This window comes from Legionella bononiensis (genome assembly GCF_016786215.1).
GTDB classification, from domain to species: Bacteria; Pseudomonadota; Gammaproteobacteria; order Legionellales; family Legionellaceae; genus Legionella; species Legionella bononiensis.
Genome location: NZ_JADOBG010000023.1, coordinates 62471 through 81619 on the forward strand (window position 1 = coordinate 62471; position 19149 = coordinate 81619).

A 19149-nucleotide genomic window follows, 5' to 3' on the forward strand; every position below is an offset into this window, starting at 1 on the left:
CGGATAAAGTAAAAGGAGAGGACTGATGGAGACTTTATATCAAATTTTAGGGGTGATTGGTGCAGTATTGATCGTATTTGTATTGTATCGAGTTATTAAGGGAAGTCCTGATCAATTCAGCAAAGAAAATTTAAGTAAAAGCGCATTAACGATGGGTGTTTTAGCTCTGGTTTTAATCGGTTTTATCGCATTGTTGGTTCTGATGTTGAGGAATACATAAGTCGTTTTCCAGTAAGTCCGAGCAACGTCATCTCGATCAACGTGTGATCTCCTCAAGCAGGCACGATGCCTGCATTTGGAGATTATTCATTAGAACTTAATGTTTGGCATTGGTAATACGATAACTCCCTTCCTGTTCTCTTAAATAATGATGAATGTTGGGATTATTGATGGGCAGGTGGCTGGGATCTGCAATTAACATGCACTCTTCAACATAGGTTACCTGACTGCTGTCATCAACCAATAAACGGTACCATGGATTACGTGTGGCAAATTCACGTTGGCTTGCCTGTGGATTGTAAGTTCCTGAAGCTTGGAATATAGGATCCACATCCACCACAATAGCTCTGTATCGAATGCGTTTATGAATTACCAAATCCCCAATGTTAAATTTAGCAATTTTATCCATCATCGGCACCTTTTTTGAGCGTTGTGATGAATATATCGGTAGATTGTTCAATAGCTTGAGTTGAATTACAGGTCGTACAACAAATTCCAAATCTCATTGTTCACTTTGGAGTTTTTGTACGTCCTAAATGAGCTTAAACAAGCATAATAGCCAGAATGATGCCGAGCTCATATAAAACACATAAGGGTAAGGCCAGCATTAATTGCGACAACACATCGGGTGGGGTAAGCAGCATTCCCACAATGAAGGCGCCGACTATAACGTAAGGTCTGATTTTTTTAAGTGTCATTACATCGATTAGATTCAAACGGACAAGTACCAGGCAGATTAATGGTACTTGGAAGCTAAAACCAAATAAAAGCAACATTCGGGTAATAAAATCCAGGGTATAAGCCATATCCGGCATCAACCGTACCCCTTCAGGAAGGGCATGAGCAAAAAATTGAAACATGAATGGTAGAATCAGGAAAAAACAGAATAGTACCCCGAGTGCGAACAGCACCATACTGATAACGATTGCGCCACCTAATTGATCTTTTTCATTTTTATAGAGTCCGGGACTGATAAAGCGCCAAATGTGGTATAGAGCAAAAGGAGCGCTTAGTAACATCGCAGTATCAGCAGCGAGTTTAAGTGGTGTAAAAACAGAAGAGGTAATCTGTGTTGCGATTAGCCCTTCCTGATTAGGCAGGGATTTGAGTAATGGTGTGACTAAAAAGTGAAACAGATCGGCTGCCATGAAAAAAAATAAAAAGAATAGAACACCGAACCAGATTAAGGTATAAAGCGCGCGTCGTCTTAATTCAATCAGATGAATTAACATGGATTTTGTTGACCCGGATAAAATAGATAATAGAATAAACTATAAATCAGTATCTTCCTATTGCCAGGATTAATCTTGAGAGTTTCTGAGGTTATTCATGTGAAGGAAGCGTGCAAAAAGTGTCATTGTACAAATTTTTAGGATGAATCAACGATTTCGCGCTGAGGAATCCTGGCATTTAAGTACTGTTCTGGTTAATAGTGACGTAATGCGAGCAAAAAAATACGTCATTCCCGCGAAGGCGGGAATCCATGTATCAAATTTGCACCTGATTGTGTTTGCTTAATGGATCCCCGCCTTCGCGAGGATGACACGCTTATTTAAAGCGCAAATTAAGATAAAACAATGCGCCTTTTTAAAAAGGGAGGAACGTTCAGGCATGAATCAGGCAGCAGGACGAACAGCAGATTATATAATAGCGCAAGAGCTTCTGTTTTTAACTCCAACTACTTCGGGTCTAATTTCTTTTAAGCGATTAAACTGATCCACAAATACTACTGTAGGTACCAGAGCGGCACAATCTTCCTCCAACACTTGGGTGAAAGAGGCAATAATGACCAAGTCTCCAGGGGTCACCAAATGAGCCGCTGCACCATTAACACAAATATCGGTTGAACCTTTTTCCCCGGTAATGGCATAGGTTTCAAAACGGGTTCCTGCAGTGATATTCCAGACATTTACTGCTTCATAAGGCAGAATGTTCGCTGCTTTTAGTAATTCTGGAGAAATGGTGATACTGCCTTCGTATTCTAAATCGGCTTGAGTTACATAAGCACGGTGAATTTTGGATTTAAGCATTTTTCTATATGCCATGATACAATTTCCTAAAATGAGTAAGAATAAAAGGTTGATAACATCAGCCTTGTTCATTTTGGCCGATATTACATCATTATCCGTAGCCTAGGCCAGATAAATTTTGCAGAATATGAAATTCAATGAGTCACGTTGTAGGCCACACTCAATTTAAGAAACGTTTTCATGAAATGTACTCTATGAGTTTCTTAAAGTCTGTTTATAATTCATTTTTTATATATCACCCTCCGCTGTTACCCGCTGTTACCCGCTGTTACCCGCTGTTACCCGTTTCCTCGTTTTCTCGTTTCCTCGTTTTCTCGTTTCCCGTTTCCTCGTTTTCTCGTTTCCCCGTTTCCTCGTTTTCTCGTTTTCTCGTTTCCCCGTTTCCCCGTTTCCCCGTTTCCCGGTCCCCCTCCGTCCCGCTTCCTCGTCACCCTCCGTCCCGCTTCCTCGTCACCCTCCGCGAAGGCGGAGGGTCCATGCATGGAAAGTCCGATACAGAAAAATCTTAAATAATATTCATATCAGTACATTGCAACTAATAAAAAGGGAAACGATATTTTTTAGTAATCTATTAAATCCCATTAAAAGAGTCTGGCTACACACGAATAATGGAGTTTTGTGAATCACAAACACAATGATCATGAATGGACCCTCCGCCTTCGCGGAGGGTGACGAGGAAGCGGGACGGAGGGTGACGAGGAAGCGGGACGGAGGGTGACGAGGATGCGGGACGGAGGGAGATGAGGATGCGGGATGGAGGGTGACGGAGGGCAGCACAGAGTGTTATATAAAAAATGAGGATCGTTCAGGGACAAGTCGTGCCACTTAGGGGTTATAGAGCAATTGTCAACAGACCCTCATCAAATTGCGTGTCGATGAGTTGATGCAGGTTTTGCATGAATGGGATCAGGCAATGGATCTATCGAAAAGCTTTGTCGGCAGTCGATGAGGAGGCGGTATGAGTATCTGGTTCAGGTTCAATTTGATCCAGGTTAAATCGAAGCATCCCTGAAACCAAATTGTGCCCTTTATCGGTACCAAATAAAGTTTCAATAATCGCAGCGAAGTCATATAAATTACCCAACAATGGGTGCTCCACTTGGCCTTTATTAGAAAAATAATGTTCAAAATAAGCCATAGGCCTTTTTTGAGGGCCTTTAATTGCTTCCTCTAAAATTTGCTCTCGCAGCTTATCTGCTTCATCTGGGTAAGTTACAAATTGGTTTGTACAGAAAAATCTCATTATGGCATCCTTAAAAAAAGGGCTAATTTTAATCTTGATGGCTTGTTTTTGTCAATGGCGCTTCTTTTTTGAGAGAAGTAGGTATGCACATTCATCATTAAATAGTCGGTGAGCTCTAGGTTTGCGTGATGCAAGGGCAATTAGTGGGAATAATAGTATTTATAACCCGACAGATATTAGTAATAGTTCCTTAAGCACGTTATAATTTCCTTTTAATTGTTTAGGTGATAAAAGTGAGGCATAGCCCACGTAAGCGTTTTGGTCAGAATTTTTTGCAAAACAAGCATATTATTGATGATCTATTGCGCGCTATTAATCCTCAATCTGATGATAATATATTAGAAATTGGACCAGGACTTGGGGCATTAACTCAGCCTTTGTTGCGCCAGTTGAACCATCTGACAGCGGTAGAAATTGATACGGATTTACAACACTATCTGGCAAATCTTCCTATTGCTCAGGGTAAATTAAATTTGATTTCTGCTGATGCCTTAACGATAGATTACAGTCTGTTCGGTTCAGATTTAAGGGTAGTAGGAAATTTACCTTATAATATTTCCACGCCATTACTGATTCATTTATTACGTTATACCTCTTATATAGAGGACATGTATTTCATGTTGCAAAAAGAAGTTGTCGATCGAATGGCGGCTGGACCAGGAACTAAAGCTTATGGACGTCTGAGTGTCATGTTGCAATATCATTGCGAGGTGGAACATTTATTTGATGTACCGCCAGAAGCGTTTGATCCCCAACCCAAAGTAGATTCGGCCGTAGTAAGGCTTATTCCCTATCGCGTTTCTCCTTTTGAGCCAGTTGCTGTAGAACAATTAGAGCGAATTGTTGCCAGTTCCTTTGCAATGCGTCGCAAAACACTCACTAATAATCTGAAAGGGATCATTTCTGTAGCTGAATTAAGTGCACTAGGCATCGATGGCGGTAGAAGACCTGAACAAATTTCTGTCGCTGAATATGTCCAACTAGCGAAATTTATTTCCAAATAGTGTAAAATAAACAATATAGCATTGTGGAGGTTGTTTTGTTTCATCGTCAACGAAAAAGTCCTTTGTCTGCGCAATCCAAATCCATTAAAGATTTAACGCGTAATGTGACCGCTACTCAATTTTTGCTCGACAATAAACGGCAGGTATTGTTACAAAGAATGAGGGAATTGAGTGGCCTTGAAGAGTCTCGATATGAGAGTTTATGTGAGGTTCTTATTGAGAACCTGGTCAATTATTGCCAATATCTTCCTGAAACGACAAACAGTTATTATTCTCAGCCCGGGGGTCTGGTGGATCATGCCCTGAATCGAACAGAAGCGGCATTGAGTTTATTTAAGGAATTTATGGTTTTGGATAAGCCCGGGATCTTATCTGAAGAGCAGAGACTCTGGCAGTATGCACTTTATTCTGCGGCTGTTTTGCAAGGAATAGGTAAATTATTTGTTGATTTCCGGATTAATTTATATGATGCCAATGGTCAATTATTAAAGCAATGGAATCCATTGTTAGAGAGCTTGGTTAATACGGGAACCTATTATGATTATGAGTTCCTGAAAGAATCCGACCAGGATTTTCGGCGTCGCTTGAATTTATTGTTGGCAAGAACTTTAATGCCAGTGAGTGGTTTTAACTGGATAGCCTCTGATCCTCAGGTTCTGGCAGTCTGGTTGGCCTTACTGAATGAGGATACCCGTTCGGCAGGTACCCTGGGAGCTATTTTAATACGCGCAGATGCCATAGCCATACAGCGATACATTAGCGAATTTATGGTCAAAGTCGGTGTTAACCGCGGTGGACGTTATGGGCGAGCTGGAACGTTTACTGGTGGAGTACCGGCGACTATTGCAGAAAAAGAACAGGCAATGGGAGTCGAATTTATTCAATGGCTTACCAAATCATTGGATGAAGGCAGAATTATGATTAATAAGGCACCATTATTCATGGTGCCTGGTGGTATGTTAATGTCACAGGAAATGTTTCAGTTGTTTGTGAGAGAACATCCCGAGTATAAAAATTGGCAAGCCGTTCAAAACGGGTTTTTATCTTTAGGATTACACAGTCGTGGAATCGCAGGAAGTGTTATTGGGCGTTTTGAACAGGCACACACACAACATATGCAAACCGGGGTGGTCTTTTCCGAATTTGCTGTAGCCCTCCCTCCTACTGTAGAAGTTCATCAATTGAACACCGGTAAGATTGAGTCCATGTCTGCTACGGAGTTAATTCACAAAGCGCAATTTACCAGTCAGTTTACCCAACAACAGAATGCAATCGTGGTAACTCCGTTGCAAAAATTACCGCCATCAGGACAATGGCAGACTGTTGAAAATGATGTATCAACCTTAGTCCCGGGAGTAAGGCGCGGTGTCTGATTATGCCATTGGGGATGTGCAAGGATGCTATGAACCCTTACAAAGATTGCTTGAATTAATTAAATTTAATGAACGGGTTGATCGTTTATGGTTTGTGGGTGATTTGGTCAATCGTGGTCCGGAGTCTTTAGCGGTATTGCGGTTTATCAGTACTCTGCCAATCGCACCTAAAATTACATTGGGGAATCATGATTTACATTTATTAGGTTCCTTATTTGGTGGACGTCCCTGGAAAGGTCATGATGATACCATTCAGGATGTCGTGAATGCTTCTGATGGAGAGGAGCTTGGGCATTGGCTGAGAAAGCAGTCGTTGGTTTGTTATTCACCTGAACTCAATGTCGTCATGTGTCATGCCGGTATCTCGCCTTTATGGGATTTACCTAAAGCCATATCTCTGGCAAAAGAATTGGAAGATGTACTTTCAGGTGATAATTATAAAGACTTTCTGGCCAATATGTACGGTAATAAACCGGACCTATGGTCAGAAGATTTAAAGGGTATGGATCGATTAAGGGTAATTACCAATTATTTTACCCGAATGCGATTTTGTGATGACCAGGGGCGATTGGAATTGAATTACAAGGGCACTATTTCCAAAGCGCCAGCACATGTTCATCCCTGGTATGAGGTTCCTGGCCGTAAAGATATAGCGGCAGATATTGTTTTTGGTCATTGGGCTGCTCTCATGGGTTTATGTCCAAATCCCAGAATTCATGCAATAGATACCGGGTGCCTATGGGGTGGTGAGTTAACTGCATTGAGACTTCAGGACAAAAAAAGATTTTCTGTTTCAGGTTAAATTATTAAAACAACGGGCGATGACATTGGTGAAATTTTTAATTAAAAAAACATTGTTATTACAGGTCTTCCTGTTGTTTATCCTTTCAGGTTCTGTGGCTTGGTCAGAAAGCACTCCGAGCGCATCGCAATCTCTATTTAAATGGGTAGATGCTCCCTCTGCAGAAGCAAAACGAGTTGATCTTGCAGGAGCTCGCTTGCGAGAGGCAATAAAAAATCCTGAATTCATGCTAAAAAACTGGATTGAGTTACCTACGTCCCCTGCTGCTCGGAAAAAAAACATCGTGCGCTTGACTATTAGAGAAGCCATCTTGTTGGCTTTACGATATAACCCCAATATCCAGAATGCTGAATTGGATCGCATTATTCAACGTTATCAATTACGTTTGGCAAATAATGAATTTGAATTGCAATACGCGCTTGGCGCTCAGGGAATGATCCAGAAAAGTACTTTTGATGGCATTGGCACTTCCACTACTAATACGTTCTTAGCCAGTCCTGAATTGGGTCTGAAAACAAAGTTAGGTACCAAGGGTTCATTAGCTATAGATAATAATGTGGGGGTGAATAATAGTTATAACCCCGTGTTAAACCTGTCCGTCACCCAGCCATTATTACGTGGTTTTGGTCCATCTGCCAATGAAGCAGGACTTTTGGATGCCATCGATAATGAGTGGATCAATAAACTCAGTTTACAACAATCAGTAGTTGATCAAATCACACAGGTAATCATCGCTTATCGCGCGCTTATTTTAAGTGGGAATAATTTGCAAAATCAGCGGTTACAGTTAAAAGAAGCAAAAAAATCATACGAAATCAATGAAAAGAAAATTGAAGCCGGCCAATTGGAACCCACCGGAAACATCCAGCAATCCTATCAGATTGAGTCCTTGAGTTTGTTGGTAGAACAAGGTGAAAATGATTTTAAAACGGCAGCTCAGGATTTATTACAAACCATTGGCCTTGATCCTGAAATGCATTTGTCAGTACCTAGTGATGTTACTTTAAAAGAACTCGTGGTTCCTGATTTGCACCAGTCCATTGAACTTGCCCTGAACCATAATGTGCAATATTTGGCACACAAAATGGCCTTGCGTGCCGATGAACGAGCTTATAAGGTTGCAAAAAATCAACAATTATGGCAATTGGATTTATCAGGTAATGTTCAAAGTGGTACAGTGAATGATGTCACCGGTACAAACACAGGGGTACGTGGTATTTATAACGGTAATAATATTACCGAGTCGGCTCGCGTAACGCTTACTGTTCCGCTGCATGATATAGGTCGTCGAAGTCAATTAATCAGCGCAAAATTAAAATTGGAAAAAGACCGAATTAATTTGATAGCAGCCAAACGAGCTTTGGTTACTAATATAACGAACATTATTAATAGCATTCAAAGTTTGGCAAAACGCTATGAATTAGCTAAAAAACAGGTAAAACTGGCTGAAAAATCATATGCCTTGGAAAAGAAAAAGCAACAGGCTGGCATTTCCAGTGCATTGGATGTGAATAATACACAGAATCAGTTAATACAAGCGCAATCAGGCTTAATCGGTGCAAAGATTGCGTATCTTAATCAGTTATCAGCCCTGCAAAGGACTTTAGGAACTACGCTGGACTATTGGCAAATTAAACTAAGGTATGGCGGATGAATCATTACGTAAAAATTATAATTAGTTTGGTACTGACAGGTTTTTTATCAGCGTGTGGCAGTCATGATAAGCCCAAACAAGTCACATTAAATACATATACTGTAAAACCTAAGCCTCTGCATAAAACCTTGCATTTTACTGGAACCATTCAGCCTTTGCGCGAAAGTACATTAACCAGCCCAATGGAAGCCGTAGTAGAAACAATGAACTTTCATTACGGTCAGATGGTTAAGAAAGGTGATGTCGTATTAACTTTGAACTCGAATGAATTGCAAAAGCAATACAATGATACCTTGACTGACTATCTTAAAGCTAAAGACAGCTATTCCATTGCCAAGGCCAAATTTATCGGGACCCAGGAATTATGGGATGCTGGCCTGTTATCTAAAAATAATTTTTTAAGTGAAAAATCCGGGGTGGATACCGCTCGGGTTACTTTGATGCAGGCGACACGAAAGCTGACTGAGTTACTGGAAAAAATGGATGAGAATAATTCTCAGAATTTTTCTGCTTTAAGTCTGGCTGATTTTGATAAAGTAAGAAAAATATTAACGTCAAACCATAATATTATTCGTTTAAAAGCCCCCAGTGACGGAGTTATGCTTTATCCGCCGAAATCCGGAGAAGATAAATCGGCACGAGTTACAGTAGGCTCTTCAGTAAAATCAGGACAGGTCATTGCTTTGATTGGTGATTTGAACGGGATTAGCGTTGAAATCGACGTTCCTGAAATAGATATCGACAAGATCCGTCCTGGAATGAATGCGACGATTAGTGGCGTTGCATTTGGTAAACATCAATTGAAAGGGACATTGGTCGCAGTCAATGCACAAGCATCGAATACAAGTGGCGGTGGGCTGCCTTCATTTACTGCTGTAGTGGAAGTGAAATCCCTGACCCCGGAACAACAACCCTGGATTAAAGTTGGAATGAGTGCCGCTATAGAACTCAATGTTGATAGTGACAATCAATTACTGGTTCCTATTGCTGCCGTGAAACGTGAGAAGGGAAACAGTATAGTCAATTTAAGGCTGGCGCAAGGCTCTATTGAGAAACGTGTTATTACTACTGGCCCCGCTCAAGCGGATTCTGTGGTGATAGAGTCTGGACTCAAAGAAGGCGATGTGGTGGTTTATGATTAATGAACCCTTGATTCAGCTCAGGGACTTGGTAAAAACCTATAAACTTGAAGGGATTAGCAGTACCGTTTTAAATGAAGTTTCTTTGACGGTACATCAGGGAGACTTGCTTGCTATTGTGGGAGCTTCCGGTTCTGGAAAATCAACCTTAATGAATATTATTGGTTTGCTGGATAAACCGGATTCAGGATCTTATATCTTAAAGAACAGAAATGTAGCGGGTTTAAGTGATGATGAATCTGCTGAGTTTCGCAATCAAAGCATTGGTTTTGTTTTTCAGCAGTTTAATTTGCTGCCTCGATTTACGGCCATGCAAAATATTGCCTTACCGTTGACTTATAGAGGTTCGCCTGCAACGGAAATTAAAGAAAAAGTCATGCAGGTACTCGAAAAAGTAGGGATGGCCCAATTTGCATCTCATCGACCCATGCAGTTATCTGGTGGCCAACAACAACGAATCGCGATCGCCAGAGCCTTGGTTACAGAACCTCAAGTGATCCTTGCTGATGAGCCAACTGGTGCTCTTGATTCACGCACCGGATCGGAAGTTATGAATTTGTTTTTAGCCCTGCATGCCGAAGGCCGCACTATTATCATGGTCACGCATGATGAACATGTCGCTGCACAATGCAGACGTAGAATTACTTTGGCTGATGGCATAGTCGTGGCGGAGTCAGGCCAATGAATTTCTTAAGCCACTGTCAGCAAGCTTTAGTTAATTTAACCGCTTCAAAACTACGCTCCTTTTTAGCGGTTCTTGGTATTTTGGTTGGTACGGCTGCTGTTGTCGCTTTAATCAGTTGCGGCCAGTTGGCTACTGAAAAAGCTTTGGAGCAATTCAAGGCTTTGGGGACTGATTTATTAGCCGTATCGGTTTATCAAAAAATGCCAAGTAAATCGCACAGTGGCGATGATTCCCTATCGGTCGATCAATGGCAAAAACTGGCGGAACAAATTCCTTATATTGTAAAAATCGCACCCTACAGTACGGCCTATCAACAACTTAGTTTTCAAGGGAAACTGATGCAGGGGGTGGTCATTGGTGCCGATGAGCATTTGGCCGAGATTGTTCACGTTGATTTAGCCCAAGGTCATTTTGTATCTTTTGTTGAGTCCTTTGAACATTATTGCGTCATTGGTGATGGATTGGCACAGCAAATTAAAGAAATCAGCATGGATGACCCCATTGGGAAACAGCTGCGCATAGGCCAGTCTTTATATACCATTATTGGTATAGCACGTCATTGGAAGGAAAATGGATTTTTTAATGAAGACATTAATCAGGCAGCAGTAATTCCTATTGGAGGAATTAGTCTGGTGAGCAAAGATGCAAAAATAAATAATGCTGTTGTTCTTTTGAAACCGGATAGCCCTATAGATGAGGTTATTGATCAAATAAAACATATTATCAGTTCAATGGCTCCAAAACTAAGCATTTTTCCACGTAGTGCCAAACAAATCATCGCCAGTATGGAAAGTCAGGGACGCATATTCACATTATTGCTTGCTGTAATTGGCGGTATCTCCTTGCTGGTTGGCGGTATTGGTGTGATGAATGTGATGCTGGTTTCTGTAAGTGAGCGAAAAAAAGAAATCGGTATAAGAAAAGCAGTAGGAGCAAAAAACAGCGAGATTCAAGCTTTGTTTCTGGCAGAGTCCGTGATGCTCTCTCTATTGGGGGGCGTTCTTGGTGTGATATTAGGGTTAATCTTTACCCGCATAGTGGCTTATTTTAGTGACTGGTCTTTTTCAGTCTATTTGCTCCCTCCTATAGCTGGTTTTTTAGTCTCTGCGGCAACAGGAATATTCTTTGGTTTTTACCCAGCTCGTCGTGCGGCAAAACTGGAACCGATGGCCTCCCTACGCAGTGAATAAGACAACCAGACACAAAGTGCTAGTGGCACTGTAACTCATAAAATACAGAAATTAATTCCTTTGGGATTAGTGTCGTTCCAAAGCAGACTCAGCACCACCTTCACGGCCCCTCATTGCATCTATAATTAGCCTTAAATTTAATTTCAAATCTTATTGAGATCTCGGCAGAATAGCCTTTGCCCTCAGGGAGAAGGTGCCGACAGGCGGATGAGGGGAGCTTAAAACAATTAAAATATTTATCCCAACCAACAATAGGTTAAACGCATGAGTTAATTGGATAAAGCAAAATGCGCAAGTTGCCATACGCCACCTTATTACACCGATAACACCATGCATAATTTGCAAACCGAGAAATTCTATAGTCCGCAATGAGGTCTATTTACTGTCCACCATTGTTGTTATAAATTCAATCAGTTAAAATCAGTCTTTTAATTGATTTGGTACGGTATGTTATACGGGGATACAATTCAGGATACCAGACAGATGTTTTTTACCAGTTGGAATAAATACCAACAGAAACAACTGCTGACTCCTTTGGAAAATGAAATTGTTCAGGTGATATTGGTTCATCCTGAGTACCATAAAATTCTTGAGCAAAGTTCTAAATTTCAAGAGCAGGCTTATTACCCTGAACTAGGTGAAACCAACCCTTTTCTTCATATGGGGTTGCATTTGGCGGTAAGAGAACAAATCAGCACTGATCGCCCCAATGGAATTAGTGCCGTTTATAATGCTTTGGTCACTAAGTACAAAGATGTCCTAGCGGTTGAACATTTAATCATGGATCAATTGGCTGAGTGTTTATGGCTTTCTCAAAAAAATAATGTGCCGCCTGATGAACAGCATTATTTGAATGCATTGTCTGGGTATATTGATGATTATCAGTTAAGATAAGTTTTTTACTATTTAACCAGGTTATTTATGAATAATCAGGAAAAATCCACCCATTTTGGCTTCAAATCCGTTGCCTGGGATGAAAAAGAAAAAAAAGTTGCAGAAGTTTTTCATTCAGTAGCCAAAAACTACGATTTAATGAATGACTTGATGTCTCTTGGAATTCATCATCTCTGGAAACGATTTACTGTAGAATTAAGCCAGGTTCGACCTGGACAGACAGTTCTTGATTTGGCCGGGGGAAGTGGTGATTTAACCCGTTTGTTATGTAAGAAGGTTGGTGACAGTGGTCAAGTCATTCTTGCTGATATCAATTCGGCGATGCTTAATGTAGGTCGGGACCGTTTACTTGATGAAGGTCTATTTAAAAACATTAATTTTGTGCAAGGAAATGCTCAATGTCTGCCTTTTGCTGATAATACGTTTCATTGCATCACTATAGGTTTTGGCCTGCGTAATGTTACCGATAAAGAAGAAGCACTCCGCTCCATGTACCGGGTGTGTAAACCCGGAGGCAAGCTTATGGTACTTGAGTTTTCAACTCCGACTGTTCCAGGGTTAAAACCAGTTTATGACTGGTATTCTTTTAATATATTGCCTAAAGTAGGTAAATTCTTCGCCCAGGATGAAGCCAGTTATCAATATCTTGCAGAATCCATCCGAATGCACCCGAATCAGAACGATTTAAAAGAGATGATTGAAAAAGCAGGTTTTGAAGATTGCCAATACCATAATCTAAGTGGAGGCATAGTTGCGTTGCACGTTGCCTTTAAATATTGAGTTGAATATGCTAAAAAAATACTCCTTAAAAGCACTACAAAAAGCAATTAATCAGGCAATGAGCCTCGATGATGCCATGCCTGAAAAACTTATGGCACTGAATGGAAAAGTGCTGGAAATGGTTATCACTCCATTAAATGTCCATTTTTTTATTCAATTTATGGATGGGGAAATGCTGTTGCTGGATCAGTACGAAGGGCACGCGGATACTGTAATTCACAGTAATCCCATAGGTTTAATTCGTCTTAGTTTATTGCCCCCATCTAAAGCACGCTCTTTATTTAATGATAAAATTCGGATGTCTGGTGATATCGAGTTTGGGCAACAGGTTAAAACGTTGTTCGATGAGATGGATATCGACTGGGAAGGGCATTTAGCTCATTTTACGGGAGATGTCGTTGCTCACCAGATTGGTTCTTTTATACGTAAGGGTATGGAGTTTAAAAATCAATTCAGTGAATCCATGCGTCACAATGTAACTGAATTTCTTCAGGAAGAATTACGTATTATCCCTTCAAGAAACGAACTTGAAGATTTTTATAATGATGTAGATGAACTCTCTTTAAATGTTGAAAGATTGCAGGCCCAAGTTAATCAATTGTTGAACGATGATGAACCTCATTAATCGAATGAACTGGTTGATTCAGATTGGCCTGATTTTACTTAGTACCATTGCGGTTCTATTTATGGCGATCCTCAAACAAATTCCCAGATTTCATTTTATAAACCGTTTAAAATGGAATAGAACATCACGATTATTAACTGATGAGCTGTCATGAACTCAATGAAACAATTAATACGCCTCATTCATATCAACTTTATTCTAGCCCGCAATGGCTTGGATAATGTGGTTGTATCTTTAAGACTTTTCGCGCCCTTACGCTTTATTGTTTATTTAAATCCTTGGAATTGGTTCCGCAAAGATCAACTGACTCGAGGGCAAGCGTTACGGAAAACGTTAGAGGAATTGGGTCCCATATTTATTAAATTTGGCCAGGCTCTTTCAACCCGTCCGGATATACTTCCTGATGATATCGCTAAAGAGCTCAGTAAATTACAGGATAAGGTTCCTCCTTTTGCCAGCAGTATAGCGATTTCCATCCTCGAACAAGCGTATGGGAAATCTCCTTACGAAATTTTTGCTCAGTTTGATTCCAATGCTCTGGCATCGGCTTCTATGGCACAGGTTCATGCAGCAACCCTGAAATCAGGCGAAGACGTTGTTATCAAAATTCTCAGGCCGAACATGCGTCGAATTATTGAGCAAGATATCAGTATCATGCATACCATAGCCCGACTGGCCGATCGGTATTGGCCGGAAGGTAAACGACTGAAACCTAAAGAAATCGTTAAAGAATTTGAGCATACCTTACTTGATGAGCTTGATTTACTACGAGAAGCAGCAAATGCTGCTCAATTACGTCGTAATTTTAATAACTCGCCATTATTGTATATCCCCGAAATCTATTGGGATTATTCGCGGGACAATGTACTGGTCATGGAGCGAATTCATGGCATACCGGTCTCTGATGTGGCCAGCCTGCATGATCACCAGATTAATATCAAAAAACTCGCTGAGCGTGGTGTTGAAATTTTCTTTACCCAGGTCTTTCGCGACTGTTTTTTTCATGCGGACATGCACCCTGGAAATATTTTTGTTTCCTCTAAGCATCCTCAGGATCCTCAATACATCTGTATTGATTTTGGAATCATTGGTACTTTAAATGAAAATGATAAGCGGTACCTGGCAGAAAATTTATTGGCTTTCTTTAATCGCGACTACCGAAAAGTGGCTCAGTTGCATGTTGAATCAGGATGGGTTTCGAGAGACACGCGTGTTGAAGAATTTGAAAGCGCTATTCGTACTGTATGTGAACCTATATTTGAAAAGCCTTTAAAAGATATATCTTTCGCCCAGGTTGTTCTTCGTCTGTTCCAGGTCGCAAGACGGTTTCATATGGAAGTGCAGCCTCAGTTAGTACTGCTGCAAAAAACTTTATTGGCTGTGGAAGGTTTAGGGAGACAACTTTATCCTGATTTGGATTTGTGGGTAACTGCAAAGCCCTTTCTGGAAAAATGGCTGCGCCAGCAAATTGGACCTAAGAACTTCTTCAATCAATTAAAGGAAAATCTGCCATTTTTTACCGAGCAGCTACCCCATATGCCCAAATTAATTTTCGATGTCCTGGAGTTGAAAAAGGCGGAGTTAATGGTAAAAAGAGATCTCAACCACGCTGATACACATAACAAGGAGCCATTGATTCAATGGAAAAGTATCGGTATTGGAGTCTTTATCTCATTCCTGTCGCTGGCTGTTATTAATTATCTGGATCTAATAGACTATCAACAGGTTACCCCGATTGCCTTAACGGGGGCTGCAATTGCAGGAGTTTTTGTCTTCATAAATCGTAAAATAAGGAGCTAACATGGGATTAAGCGGCATCAGTCCTTTATCATTATTGTTAATATTGGGCATTATTGTGGCATTATTTGGCACATCTAAATTGAAAACGATCGGTTCTGATCTGGGTGAAGCCATCAAGAATTTTCGTAAAGCAATGAACGATGACAGCTCCACTGAAACGAAAAATGATGATAAACCCTTATGAGCAGTGGTGAGCTGTTATTAACGTTCATTGTGGCAGTAATTGTATTTGGACCATCAAAACTCCCCATGCTGGCCACTCATCTCGGTCTGTTAATGCGTAAAGTGAATCAATTAAAAGTATATGCTGCAGAATTTTGGCAGCAACAATTGAACGAGATCCAACTGCAAGAAAATAAGCGTAAAGCAGAACTTGGCGATGAAGAATATAAGAAAACTGAGTCCAAGCCTGAAATTTGATTCATAATAGTATCACCACTACGCGCATAAATTGAATAAAATAACGAAGACCCATTATTAAAATCAATGGAGCAATCCATTCAAATCTTTCTTAAAAAACGCTTATTTTACATTTTTGTAACATTCACTTAACAATTCCTTAACATTCATCTGACATAATGCCCCAATAAAGTTACAAATGAGACAGAACAGGAGGCGAACACTAATTCCTACAGCTGAGATTTGGAATACAGTAAATCCATTTTGCCAGACAATAAAACATAGACCTGGCAGATGAACGCAACTTAGTTCCAAATGTGTTTAAGACATACCAGTTAGTTAATAATTTATTTACCTGAGGAGTCACGAATCATGGCGTTATCAGAAATCATTATCAACGATGTAGTTAAATATCAGACCAATGAAGTCATCAGCGAATCCAGTTACCATACCCTTCGCCAATATCTCCTGGAACGAAAACCCTTATTAACAGTAACCAATGCAATTGACTCATTCTTAAATCAACACTACTCAGCTGATAAACAGAACGTGATCGAGCAACTTGTCCAGGCAGCCTGTGATTCTCAAAAAGCGAATGATGCTCAGGAAGCCAGAACAGATGAACAAGAAAAAAATAGTGATACCCTGCTGAGATCGAATTACGGTCAAGAATTATCTTCATTGCAAAGTAAGTTGACTCAACTTGAAACCACTATTTATCAACAAAATAACTTCAGTTCTCAACTTCAAAGTCAAGTTTCAGAATATCAAATAAACCTTAAACAGGTTGAGCGCTCTATAGAACGTGTAAGAGCGGAACGAAACGCAATTCAAACCAGATATGTGGTTAATCCTGGATTTCCGCAACCGAATGTGCATGTGCATACCCATAATGGCCCACAAGTTCCTAATCTATATCCGGTTTTATACAGCATGCAAGATCAAATTAACTTGGATAGTCTTCTTCGCGAAGAAAACAGACTGGTTGACGAAAGTCAACGATTGAAAGAGCTCATTCGCTTAAAGAGCACTGATTCAGCACGTGAAGGATATCTTTTAGGATCACTTAACGGTGAGAAGAGTCAGACTGAATCCCGTTTGAGCTTTATAAAAAAACAATTGGATGTTGAACTTCCTAAACGAGAACAACAACGGTATATTCGGACTCAGGAGCGACTTGCCAGAGAAAATGCGCGCAATAATGAAGATCCTAATTTGTTGCAATTATCTTCTAAAAATCGTGAAATACTGACCCAGAAAATTACTGCTAAAATCGATGAACTTGATCAATTAAGAACTAAATTGACAAAGAACGCTGTCGAGACAAGTTATTCAGTGTATGTCTCTCAACTTGAGGAAGCGCTTCAGGGCGGAACTGATCTCAAATTAAGTCATTATGAACGTGAAGCGTTAAAATCAATCACCGTTATGATGAAAAGCTATCTTGAAATGATGGGTCAAGAACAAACAATAATTAAATCCCTGGATGAGGCCAGAAATACTCTGAAACATCAGCAAAAAAGCTTGGGTGAATGTACAGCAACACTACAACATTATGTAACCTCTAACCCACAATTAAAACAGACCAATAAGGATCTTGCAGAGGACAATAGAAGACTTAAATTGGATAGTGAATCAGCTGGAACTATGAGGAGCAACGCACTGTACGCCTCTCTGTTTGGCGGAGCGAGTACCTTAATCAGCGCCGCAATAATTGGTTCACTTGTGGTAAGTCCCCTGTTTTTTGTAATATCAGGAGCACTGGCTTTAGCTACTGTAATTTCCTTAACCGTGGCTGTAGTGTATCACTTCCAAAAATCTGCCACCGATGATCGTATAAACAAGAACGCAAATACCATTAGTGAACATGAAGCACTGATCTCAAAACAGGATACACAAGCGGATAATTTACGAACAAACACTATTCCAGGTCTCAAAATGAGCATTGAAGAATCAGAACAGACTATTCGCAGAATTGAGAATCAGCTTAAAGAACAGCAATTTGCAATGAAACAATTGTTTACTAAAGCTCAAAATGTAAATGGAGTGTATACTGACACGTTCCAGTTCTTTGGTAGTATGCCTTCCGCAAATGCATCATCTATAAGACCATCCGCTCCGGATTATGATTTAAGCGATCAAACAACGGATTATCAAGGATATCCGCCTCAGTATGAAGTTGATCCAGCACCTTCATATCCATACAGTCTTATAAATTTTAATCAATCGCATTAATTACTGTATTAAATCCGCTGAACAGAGTTATCTGTTCAGCGGATTTTTTAATTATTCCCATTGTACTCAGTCTTCAAATCGATTCACGGGTTGATGGCAGTATGGGGTCTTGCGATGTTTCAGATAATAATCCTGATGATAATCTTCCGCTGGCCAGAAAGGCTGCACTTCCAGTAATTTGGTTGCAACCTGAAATCCCTTGTTTTGTAAGGTTTGAATCAAAGACGCTGCTGTCTGTTGCTGTTCTGAATTATAATAAAATACAGCACTCTGATATTGCTGACCCAAATCGGGTCCTTGACCCGTTCTTTGCGTGGGGTCATGTATTTCAAAAAATCGTTTAATAATTTGATAATAATCCGATTTCGCAGAATCATAAACTACGCGTACCGCTTCGTAATGTCCGGTATTACCCCGACAGACTTCATCATAGCCTGGATCCATGGTATGGCCCCCGGTATAACCGGATTCTACTTTTAATACACCAGGAATTTGCTTTAAAAAATGTTCGACACCCCAAAAGCAACCCCCAGCCACTATGGCTTCCTCGCTATCCATGACGTGTAGGTCATTCACAAAATCAAGAGAAGCTGAATTGACACAATGACGAAGATTTTTATGAGTGAAGGATTCCCCAGTAAATACGTGACCTAAATGAGCATCACAACGCGAACATAATATTTCAGTACGCATGCCGTCTCTATCAGGCACCTGTTTTACTGCATGGACTATATTATCGTCAAAACTTGGCCAACCACATCCTGAACTGAATTGACTGGTTCCTCGAAACAAAGCCAACCCGCAACGTCGACATAAGTACGTGCCTTGAGTATTTACTGTATTGTAGATACCCGTATGCGGATATTCTGTCGCCTTGTTGCATATAATGCGTCTCGCTGCTGGCGTCAGGCTGGCTGTTTTATCAAGATATTCGCTCACTTTATCCATCCTTAAAACTTGAAATTTCGTCATCTTGAACGCAGTGAAGGATCCCCAAATACAGGCACAGTAAAACGTTCAGAAGATCCCTTATTGCATTCGGGAAGACGGTTTCCTGGTTTATAACGTCATCCTGAA

The 19149-nt window shown here is 40.4% G+C and carries 21 protein-coding genes; 16 read left to right on the plus strand and 5 right to left on the minus strand.

Annotated features, from left to right (window positions below):
- The first annotated feature begins 25 nt into the window (after nucleotides 1–25).
- Nucleotides 26–220: a hypothetical protein gene (locus IZU94_RS17070; RefSeq protein ID WP_203113588.1), complete on the plus strand. Its 195-nt coding sequence runs from the start codon at nucleotides 26–28 to the stop codon at nucleotides 218–220.
- Nucleotides 221–316: 96 nt separating this feature from the next.
- Here the strand turns inward: IZU94_RS17070 and hspQ are convergent, their stop codons facing one another.
- Together hspQ and tatC are read right to left on the minus strand one after the other, a co-directional pair.
- Entirely contained in the window at nucleotides 317–628 is a 312-nt protein-coding gene (gene hspQ / locus IZU94_RS17075) for a heat shock protein HspQ (protein ID WP_203113834.1), read from the minus strand.
- 133 nt (nucleotides 629–761) lie between these two features.
- Entirely contained in the window at nucleotides 762–1451 is a 690-nt protein-coding gene (gene tatC, locus IZU94_RS17080) for a twin-arginine translocase subunit TatC (RefSeq protein ID WP_203113591.1), read from the minus strand.
- A 142-nt stretch (nucleotides 1452–1593) separates the two neighbouring features.
- Here tatC and IZU94_RS17085 point away from each other — a divergent pair, with 142 nt between their 5' ends.
- Entirely contained in the window at nucleotides 1594–1737 is a 144-nt protein-coding gene (locus tag IZU94_RS17085) for a hypothetical protein (RefSeq protein WP_203113594.1), read from the plus strand.
- A gap of 122 nt (nucleotides 1738–1859) precedes the next feature.
- On the opposite strand, the gene panD is transcribed toward IZU94_RS17085, so the two are convergent.
- Together panD and IZU94_RS17095 are read right to left on the minus strand one after the other, a co-directional pair.
- Nucleotides 1860–2264: an aspartate 1-decarboxylase gene (panD, locus tag IZU94_RS17090; protein WP_203113604.1), complete on the minus strand. Its 405-nt coding sequence runs from the start codon at nucleotides 2262–2264 to the stop codon at nucleotides 1860–1862.
- Nucleotides 2265–3168: 904 nt separating this feature from the next.
- A complete protein-coding gene (locus IZU94_RS17095) occupies nucleotides 3169–3492 on the minus strand; it encodes a hypothetical protein (protein WP_203113607.1) in 324 nt (107 codons plus the stop codon).
- Nucleotides 3493–3725: 233 nt separating this feature from the next.
- Between IZU94_RS17095 and rsmA the strand changes: the two genes are divergently transcribed.
- From rsmA to IZU94_RS17165, 14 genes are all read left to right on the plus strand, one after another.
- Complete coding sequence (rsmA, locus tag IZU94_RS17100) at nucleotides 3726–4496, plus strand: 16S rRNA (adenine(1518)-N(6)/adenine(1519)-N(6))-dimethyltransferase RsmA (protein WP_203113610.1); 771 nt, start codon at nucleotides 3726–3728, stop codon at nucleotides 4494–4496.
- Between the two features lie 35 nt (nucleotides 4497–4531).
- Nucleotides 4532–5869, plus strand: coding sequence for a conjugal transfer nickase/helicase domain-containing protein (locus IZU94_RS17105; RefSeq protein ID WP_203113620.1), 1338 nt, complete (start codon nucleotides 4532–4534; stop codon nucleotides 5867–5869).
- Nucleotides 5862–6671 carry a symmetrical bis(5'-nucleosyl)-tetraphosphatase gene (locus IZU94_RS17110; protein WP_203113623.1) on the plus strand — a complete coding sequence of 270 codons (810 nt, stop codon included), beginning with the start codon at nucleotides 5862–5864 and terminating at the stop codon, nucleotides 6669–6671. Before IZU94_RS17105 ends, IZU94_RS17110 begins: the two co-directional genes overlap by 8 nt.
- A 94-nt stretch (nucleotides 6672–6765) precedes the next feature.
- Nucleotides 6766–8325, plus strand: coding sequence for a TolC family protein (locus IZU94_RS17115; protein WP_439649240.1), 1560 nt, complete (start codon nucleotides 6766–6768; stop codon nucleotides 8323–8325).
- Nucleotides 8322–9467, plus strand: a complete 1146-nt coding sequence (locus tag IZU94_RS17120; protein ID WP_203113629.1) for an efflux RND transporter periplasmic adaptor subunit — start codon at nucleotides 8322–8324, stop codon at nucleotides 9465–9467. Before IZU94_RS17115 ends, IZU94_RS17120 begins: the two co-directional genes overlap by 4 nt.
- Entirely contained in the window at nucleotides 9460–10149 is a 690-nt protein-coding gene (locus tag IZU94_RS17125; protein ID WP_203113632.1) for an ABC transporter ATP-binding protein, read from the plus strand. Before IZU94_RS17120 ends, IZU94_RS17125 begins: the two co-directional genes overlap by 8 nt.
- Nucleotides 10146–11339 (plus strand): ABC transporter permease, encoded by a 1194-nt coding sequence (locus IZU94_RS17130; RefSeq protein WP_203113635.1) that lies wholly within the window; start codon nucleotides 10146–10148, stop codon nucleotides 11337–11339. The genes IZU94_RS17125 and IZU94_RS17130 overlap by 4 nt, the downstream gene beginning before the upstream one ends.
- Before the next feature lie 447 nt (nucleotides 11340–11786).
- Nucleotides 11787–12233: a DUF1841 family protein gene (locus IZU94_RS17135; protein WP_203113638.1), complete on the plus strand. Its 447-nt coding sequence runs from the start codon at nucleotides 11787–11789 to the stop codon at nucleotides 12231–12233.
- 27 nt (nucleotides 12234–12260) lie between these two features.
- Nucleotides 12261–13013, plus strand: a complete 753-nt coding sequence (gene ubiE, locus IZU94_RS17140) for a bifunctional demethylmenaquinone methyltransferase/2-methoxy-6-polyprenyl-1,4-benzoquinol methylase UbiE (protein ID WP_203113641.1) — start codon at nucleotides 12261–12263, stop codon at nucleotides 13011–13013.
- A gap of 7 nt (nucleotides 13014–13020) precedes the next feature.
- The gene (locus tag IZU94_RS17145) at nucleotides 13021–13638 is read left to right on the plus strand and encodes a ubiquinone biosynthesis accessory factor UbiJ (protein WP_203113644.1); all 618 of its coding nucleotides are present in this window, start codon (nucleotides 13021–13023) and stop codon (nucleotides 13636–13638) included.
- 150 nt (nucleotides 13639–13788) lie between these two features.
- On the plus strand, nucleotides 13789–15438 hold the full coding sequence (ubiB, locus tag IZU94_RS17150; protein ID WP_203113647.1) for a ubiquinone biosynthesis regulatory protein kinase UbiB: 1650 nt from the start codon (nucleotides 13789–13791) through the stop codon (nucleotides 15436–15438).
- 1 nt (nucleotide 15439) lies between these two features.
- Nucleotides 15440–15622, plus strand: coding sequence for a twin-arginine translocase TatA/TatE family subunit (gene tatA, locus IZU94_RS17155; protein ID WP_203113650.1), 183 nt, complete (start codon nucleotides 15440–15442; stop codon nucleotides 15620–15622).
- On the plus strand, nucleotides 15619–15858 hold the full coding sequence (locus tag IZU94_RS17160; RefSeq protein ID WP_203113652.1) for a Sec-independent protein translocase subunit TatA/TatB: 240 nt from the start codon (nucleotides 15619–15621) through the stop codon (nucleotides 15856–15858). Before tatA ends, IZU94_RS17160 begins: the two co-directional genes overlap by 4 nt.
- A gap of 351 nt (nucleotides 15859–16209) precedes the next feature.
- Nucleotides 16210–18072, plus strand: coding sequence for a type IV secretion protein Dot (locus IZU94_RS17165; RefSeq protein WP_203113654.1), 1863 nt, complete (start codon nucleotides 16210–16212; stop codon nucleotides 18070–18072).
- Nucleotides 18073–18138: 66 nt separating this feature from the next.
- Here IZU94_RS17165 and IZU94_RS17170 read toward each other — a convergent pair whose 3' ends face one another.
- Nucleotides 18139–19011, minus strand: coding sequence for a bifunctional methionine sulfoxide reductase B/A protein (locus tag IZU94_RS17170; RefSeq protein WP_203113835.1), 873 nt, complete (start codon nucleotides 19009–19011; stop codon nucleotides 18139–18141).
- Nucleotides 19012–19149: the final 138 nt, after the last annotated feature.